The 6,752-nt window shown below is 65.2% G+C and carries 7 protein-coding genes; 2 read left to right on the top strand and 5 right to left on the bottom strand.

Annotated elements, in window-relative coordinates:
- From B3446_RS03240 to B3446_RS03225, 4 genes are all read right to left on the bottom strand, one after another.
- On the bottom strand, positions 1-179 hold a 179-nt coding region (locus B3446_RS03240), incomplete at its 3' end, for an aldolase/citrate lyase family protein (RefSeq protein WP_422652839.1).
- Between the two features lie 95 nt (positions 180-274).
- Positions 275-1,126, bottom strand: a complete 852-nt coding sequence (locus B3446_RS03235; protein ID WP_422652838.1) for a response regulator transcription factor — start codon at positions 1,124-1,126, stop codon at positions 275-277.
- A gap of 181 nt (positions 1,127-1,307) precedes the next feature.
- The gene (locus B3446_RS03230) at positions 1,308-1,802 is read right to left on the bottom strand and encodes a hypothetical protein (RefSeq protein WP_291377297.1); all 495 of its coding nucleotides are present in this window, start codon (positions 1,800-1,802) and stop codon (positions 1,308-1,310) included.
- A 123-nt stretch (positions 1,803-1,925) separates the two neighbouring features.
- Positions 1,926-3,059: a 3-deoxy-7-phosphoheptulonate synthase gene (locus tag B3446_RS03225; RefSeq protein ID WP_291377296.1), complete on the bottom strand. Its 1,134-nt coding sequence runs from the start codon at positions 3,057-3,059 to the stop codon at positions 1,926-1,928.
- Between the two features lie 237 nt (positions 3,060-3,296).
- Between B3446_RS03225 and B3446_RS03220 the strand changes: the two genes are divergently transcribed.
- On the top strand, positions 3,297-4,523 hold the full coding sequence (locus B3446_RS03220; protein ID WP_191578716.1) for an EAL domain-containing response regulator: 1,227 nt from the start codon (positions 3,297-3,299) through the stop codon (positions 4,521-4,523).
- Positions 4,524-4,675: 152 nt separating this feature from the next.
- Positions 4,676-5,986 (top strand): ferredoxin reductase family protein, encoded by a 1,311-nt coding sequence (locus B3446_RS03215; RefSeq protein WP_291377295.1) that lies wholly within the window; start codon positions 4,676-4,678, stop codon positions 5,984-5,986.
- A 4-nt stretch (positions 5,987-5,990) separates the two neighbouring features.
- On the opposite strand, the gene B3446_RS03210 is transcribed toward B3446_RS03215, so the two are convergent.
- The coding region (locus B3446_RS03210; RefSeq protein WP_291377294.1) for a DUF4139 domain-containing protein at positions 5,991-6,752 on the bottom strand (762 nt) is incomplete at its 5' end.

The raw sequence follows: 6,752 nt of genomic DNA, 5'->3' as shown, positions 1-6,752 counted from the left end.
ATGGCGCGCACGTCGTCCAGCCCCCACGGCGTATCCAGCGCGTTGACGCGCACGATGCACTCGCGCCGTCCGTAGCCGCCTTCGCGCAGCGCCGCGGCGACCTGGGCACGGGCTTGCGCCTTGGCGTCGGGCGCCACCGCGTCTTCCCGGTCGAGGATCAGCGCGTNNAGCGTCCGCATCGAGCGTGCGTGCCTTGTCCAAGGCGCGCGCGTTGGCGCCGGGCATGTAGAGAACGGAGCGGCGGGGGCGGGTAGGGGCGTTCATGCGGGCGGTCTCAGAGTTTGGGCAGGCTGCCGACGATGGTGACGGGCGTGGTGCAGACGTAGCCCACGCCATAGACGGTGCGGATGCCCAGGTCGCCACCGGCCAGCTCGCGCAGCNNCCGATGCATGTGGGCGTCCAGCCGATGCGTGTCGTAGGCCTCGGCGCTTGCGCCCAGTGCTTCAACGAGGCGGGCGCGCGTCAGCGGCAGTGGCGCCGCCTGGATCAGCGCGCCGATCAGGCGGCTTTCGGTATCGGTGATGTCGACGCTGATCTGGGTGGGCGAGGTCAGCGTGCGGCGCGCGGGGTCGAAGCGCCAGGCGTCCGATTGCGCGTCCTCTGCGTCGGCGGCCGGCACGACGCGCAGGCGCCGCGACAGCGACACCAGCGTGGCGCCGAGTTCGGCCAGGTTGACGGGCTTGGTCAGGTAGTGGTCGGCGCCCAGGCTCAGGCCCGACACCTTGTCTTCGCTCAGGAGCCGTCCGGTGAGCATGATGATGCCCATCGACGGATAGGTGGTGCGCAAATGCGACACGCGCGCCAGCCCATCGCCGTCCGGCAGCATGGCGTCCAGCACGAGGATCGCGGGCGTTACGGTGAGCAACAGCTCGTCAAGCTCGGCCAGCGAGCCTGCGGTGAGGATGGTCTTGTCCAGGCCCAGGTCCTGGATGTACTCGGCGATGGAATCGCGCCAATCCCCGTGGTCGTCGACGACGATGATCGTCACGGCGTGGCGCGCTTGGGCGCTCCGGGGGCGAACAGGTGTGTTCTGGTCATGCTGTGAATTCTTGAATGGCCGCGATCGCGCGGAAAAATCAGGGGGCGACGGTATACGTCTTTGGCCTGCGTGCGCGCAGAATATCATTCCCGCCGATGCGGCGGCGCGGCATGGATCAAGGATGCGATCCAGGCGGCAGGTAAAAATCAGTTGGTCAAAAATTGCGCAGCCCGGTGCGCATCGCCCGAAAGGCCATCAGCCGGGCGTTTGGGTTTTTCTTATCCACAAATTCTGTGGATAAGAAGAACCGGGGTGGATACCGTCCCGCCTACGAAGGGAGTAATTCGACCGGCACACCCTCGGGCACTTTGCGCATCCGATCGCGTTCAATCCGGGCCGGCGCAAAGCGCGTTTTGCGCGCAGCAGCATTTTGCAGCAGCACCGACAGCACCGAGCCCTTGTCCTGGATCCAATGCGTCTTGCCGCGCAAGAGCTTGGCGGCGTTGTCCGCCGTGCCCAGCCGGTACGACATGGCATTGATCTCGATCGAGGACTTGCCGTTGAACCGCGACTCGTCGATCTCGGTGATGGCGGCCGCGTCCAGATTGTTGCTCTCGTGGTCGATGCGGTAGACGTACTTGAGCCCGTGAAACGGGTCTTCCACGACGATGAGTTTTTCCGACCCGGATACGTCGGACATCATGCCGATCACGCGGGACTCGACCATCTGGTTGCCGCGTTGTTCTTCGGTGTAAATGAAAATGCTGTGCCGCATGGGGGCGGACTGGGCCGGTGCGGCCCCTACAAGGCGAGAACGATCCATACCTGAACGAAAAGAAGCGGGAGGGGACGCAAGGCCCCCGAAGACGCGCATGATACCAATTGTTTCAGGTGCGTGCTGTAACAGCTGGCGCGGGGGCGGCCCCGCGCCGGGCAACGCGAGCGATCAAGCGCGCGCGGCGAGCTTTTCGCGGCGCTGGCGCACGGCCAGGGCCAGTGCGGCCAGCACGGGCTCGGTCTGTGTCCAGCCCAGGCAGGCGTCGGTGATGGAGACGCCATGACGCAGCGGCTCGCCGGGCTTGAGGTCCTGGCGGCCTTCCTCAAGGTGGCTTTCGATCATGACGCCCGTGATGCGGCTGTCGCCTTCGGCAAGTTGGGCGGCGATGTCGTTGGCCACGTCGATCTGGCGCACGTGCGATTTGTTGGAGTTGGCGTGCGAGCAGTCGATCATGACCTGTTCGCGCTGGCCGGCCTTGCGCAGGGCGTCGCAACAGGCTTGCACGCTGGCGGCGTCGTAGTTCGGGCCTTGCTTGCCGCCGCGCAGGATCACGTGGGTGTCCTGGTTGCCGCGGGTTTCGAAGATGGCGGCCATGCCCATCTTGGTCATGCCCATGAACGCGTGCTTGGCGCTCGCGGCGACCATCGCGTCGGCGGCGATCTGCACGCCGCCGTCGGTGCCGTTCTTGAAGCCCAGCGGGCAGCTCAGGCCGGAGCTGAGCTGACGGTGGCTGGGGCTTTCCGTGGTGCGAGCGCCGATGGCGCCCCACGCGATCAGGTCGGCGATGTACTGCGGGCTGAGCAGGTCCAGGAATTCCGTGGCGATGGGCAGACCCAGGCCGCCGATGTCCAGCAGCAGTTCGCGGGCGCGGCGCAGTCCTTCGTTGATGCGGAAGCTGCCGTCCAGGCGCGGGTCGTTGATGTAGCCCTTCCAGCCGACGGTGGTGCGGGGCTTCTCGAAGTACACGCGCATGACGATCAGCAGGTCTTTCTTGTGCTCGTCGGCTGCGGCGCGCAGCTTGCGCGCGTATTCCATGGCTTGCGCGTGGTCGTGGATGGAGCAGGGGCCCACCACCAGGACCAGCCGGTCGTCGCGGCCATGCAGCACGTCGGCGATCTGCGCGCGGCTTTGCTCGACGAGATTCTGGATGTCGGCTGACACCGGCAGTTCATCCTGCAGCAGCGCGGGTGAAATCAGCGGGCGCACGGCGCTGATGCGGGTGTCGTCGGTGCGCGTGTTGTCCTGGGTGGCGTCGGCGGCGCCGACCTCGCGGTCGTGCAGGGGGTCGTCAATGCGGGTCAAGAGAAGCTCCGTGCCGGTAAATGCGGGAAAGTCCGCCATTATCGCACCCGCGGACGGTGGAGGCGGATGGGTGGCTGCGGCAACTGAATTAACCCGTTATCGATAAAGACAGGTTTCGCGTGGATGCCTTAGCATTGATTCACGCTCTCAGTTGGCCGGTGCAACCGGCTTGCGGCAGGCGCAGGCGGGGGCCGTGTGCGGCTTCTTACCGTGTATACAGGTCCAGGACGGTCAGCAATGCCAAAACCCGATGCCGGAGCGTCCAGACGGATTCTTCTTGTGGAAGATCACCCAGTCGAACGCGCCTACCTGCAGAACATGCTGCTGGCATTGGGCTATCGTCGTGTGGCGGGCTTGGCAAGCAGCATCGAGGCGGTTGGCGCGATCACGCGTCAATATCATGACGTGCTGATCAGCGATATCGTGATGGGCGAAGGCGATGGTACGCGGCTGCCCAACGACCTGCGCAGGCTGGTGGATGCGGGGCGCCTGAAAAGCATGCCGCCGATCATCTGGATCAGCAGCCTGAGCGACGAACTGCTGCAGTCGCATGTCCGCCTGGCCCTGCAGGCCGGTTGCCCGTCGGCGCAGGCGCTGTCCAAGCCCGTGTCGCGCGTGGCGATGCAACAGGCCATCAAGAATGCGCTGCACAGCATCGACGACGAATCGGCGTCGCCAGACAAACCCAAGTCGGTGCGGCGCGAAGTCATGGAAGCCGCGCTGAGCCAGGCGCTGCTTTCCGGCACCGGCATGAGCGTGGTGCTGCAACCCCAGATCAGCCTGTCGACGGGGCGCGTGGTCGCGGCCGAGGCGCTGTCGCGCTGGATCGATCCGAAGCTGGGCGCTATTTCCGCCGCCGACTTCGTGCCGGCGGCGCATCGGCTTGGCATGGACCGCATGCTGTTCAGCCGCGTCACCGACCGCGTGCTGAGCGTGTTGCGCCAGATGCAGGACGAGGACATTGCCGTGCCGATTGCGATCAACGCCTCGGCATCCACGCTGTGCTCGCGCGACTTGCCCGGCCTGTTGGAGCAGAAGGTGGGGCAGGCGGGACTGCCTGCACGGCTGATCAAGGTGGAGCTTACCGAGGATGAGCCGGTCAACGACTGGCTGGCGCTGTCGTCGACGTTGAACCTTCTACGCGTGCGCGGCTTTGAGCTGGCGATGGACGATTTCGGCGCGGGCATCGCATCCATGCGCCTCTTTTCCGCCATGCCGTTCAATGAATTGAAGATCGACCGCGACTTCATCGTGCATATGCACCGCGAACCCGCCTCACGCGCCGTCGTGGCGGCCGCGATCGAAATGGGGCGGGTGCTGGGCCGGCGCGTGGTCGCTGAAGGCGTCGAGCAGGAGCGCGACGTGCAGCTCCTGCGCGAACTCGGATGCGATGTGGCGCAGGGCTACGGCATTTCGATGCCCTTGGCCCCGGACGACTTCATCGCATATTGCCGCACCCACTGAGCGCGATCGGCCAGCCATTTTTGCCGGATTCGATTTGATTTGCGTCAAACATTGTCCGGGATGCCCGAAATATCGGTCTTGGGCGAAACTACCATTCTGTCTGCGGCCTGCCCGGGATTGGCACGGCCGCTGATTTGATGGGAGCGATGCCGATGCGACGAATGCTTTTCTCGATCCTCGCCGTCAGCGTCCTGGCTTGGTCGGCCGCCCTGTGGCTGCAGCCGCCAGCCGCCTTTAACGTCTGGACGTGGCGCGATCAACTGATTTTGCTGACTGGTTTGGCGGCTTATGTGCTGATGGCAGTCATCATGCTGCTGTCGGTCAGGCCGGTCTGGTTGGAAAAGCGGCTGGATGGTCTGGACAAGATGTACCGGCTGCACAAGTGGTGCGGGATCCTGGCCACCGCACTCGCAACGGCGCATTACCTCATCAAGCTCGTCAAGCCGCTGCTGCTCGCTATTTTCGATCCGGTTCCCAAAACGCCGCGCGCGGCAGCCATGCTGGATGTGTTCCGGGGGTCAGCCAAGGACTTGGGCGAGTACGCCGTCTGGATTCTGGTGGCGATGGTGCTGCTGACCCTGTGGCGCCGGTTTCCGTACCACGTGTGGCGTCAGGTCCATCGCATCGCCGCAGTGATCTTTCTGGTGGCGGCATTCCATGGCGTCGTGCTGACGCCCGCCGCGTGGTGGTCGCAACCGGTGGGGTGGCTGGTTGGCGTTGCGACCGCGGTGGGGTCGGTCTGTGCGGTCATGGCGCTGACGGGCCGCATCGGGCGGGCGCGCCGCTATAAGGGCGTCGTGCTGGACGTCGATCACCTTTCAGACGACATCCTGCGTGTGACCTGTCGTGTAGAGGGCGATTGGCATCACCGCGCCGGCCAGTTTGCCTTTCTGACGGCCGACCGCAGCGAAGGCGCGCATCCGTTCACGGTGTCGGGCGCTGACGATGGCTCGGGCCGGGTGCAGTTTTCGATCAAGGCGCTGGGCGATTACACGCGGCGCCTTCAGAAGACGCTGGCGGTCGGGCAGGTGGTGACCGTTGAAGGGCCCTATGGGTGTTTCGACTATCGCCGCGACGAGGGCCGCCCGCAGATCTGGGTGGGCGCGGGCATCGGCGTGACGCCCTTCATTTCATGGCTTGAGGCCTTGCAGACGCATCCCGAAGACGCGCCCGTCGCCACCCTGTATTACTGCGCCCGCAATGCGGCCGATGCGCCCTTCGCCGACAGGCTGCGCGAGTTGTGCGCGCGCGTTCCAAGCGTCAAATTGGACGTGCGTTACAGCGACCAGCATCCGCCCTTGACTGCCGCCGTCCTGGCCATGGCGCGCCCGGATGGCGCGCCCTGGCCAAGTATCTGGTTCTGCGGTCCGACGGGCTTTGCCGACTCGTTGAAGGACGGCCTTTACCGGCGGGGCATGCCGGTTCGGCAGCTGTTTCACCAGGAGGCCTTCCAGATGCGCTAGCGTATCAGAGGCCGTGCACGTCGATATCGCCCGGGTAGTCCACCGAAAACTTCAGCACGGTCTCGCGCGACTTGCCCGGCTCCAGTTCCCAGTCCCATACCAGCTTGCCGTCTTCTTCTCGCTTGATGTCGCGCTCGGACGGCGACAGCAGCTTGACCACGATCTTCTCGTTGCGCGAGATGGGCAGGCGGTCCGCGAACGACACCTTTTCCGCGGTCGCCTTGTTGTTCTTGACGGTGATCTTGTACTCGTAAGTGACGCGCTTGCCGCTGCCCGAGAAGCCGGTGCTCTCGGTGTAGCGGTTCACCAGTTGGCGCTTGATGGAAATGCCATCGTCGGCGCCAAGAGCCAGCTCCAGCTTTTCGCCGGGCATCACGGCCTTCATGGCGCCCGATGCCACAAAGGCGTCGTCCAGGAAGGTATTCAGGGGTCCCGCCAGGAAAGGAAAGTCGGTGTTGTTGCTGGCCTGCGCGGTCAGGTAGACGGTCTCGCGCAGCCCCGGCGTGGATTGGTATTGCAAGGTTGCAGGCAGCTTGGCCGCTGCGATGGCGACGCGTTGCGTGGTGTTGTCCGACAGCAGCGTGGCCGGATTCTTGATCTGGAACGACGCGCTGGTCGCGGCGTTCTGGATCTGGGCCGTCGAGACTTCGATGGCTTCGGCCTCAGGCTCGGGCAGCACGGCGCTGTCTTCCATCGCACTGGCGCGCGGCGCGCGCTTGGCGTGCATCTCGGCCTGCACGGCGGCGGGGGCGGGCGCGGCAACGGG

The organism is Achromobacter sp. UBA5777, assembly GCF_002418565.1.
Taxonomy (GTDB): Bacteria; Pseudomonadota; Gammaproteobacteria; order Burkholderiales; family Burkholderiaceae_B; genus Achromobacter; species Achromobacter animicus.
Note: the sequence above shows the minus strand (reverse complement) of the source record. Positions and strands in the feature narration are given on the sequence as shown.

What these genes read in the sequence shown, in the direction of transcription:
- B3446_RS03230 (WP_291377297.1), bottom strand. Translation starts at nt 1,802, where the DNA reads ATGGATCGTTCTCGCCTTGTAGGGGCCGCACCGGCCCAGTCCGCCCCC.
- B3446_RS03220 (WP_191578716.1), top strand. Translation starts at nt 3,297, where the DNA reads ATGCCAAAACCCGATGCCGGAGCGTCCAGACGGATTCTTCTTGTGGAA.
- B3446_RS03215 (WP_291377295.1), top strand. Translation starts at nt 4,676, where the DNA reads ATGCGACGAATGCTTTTCTCGATCCTCGCCGTCAGCGTCCTGGCTTGG.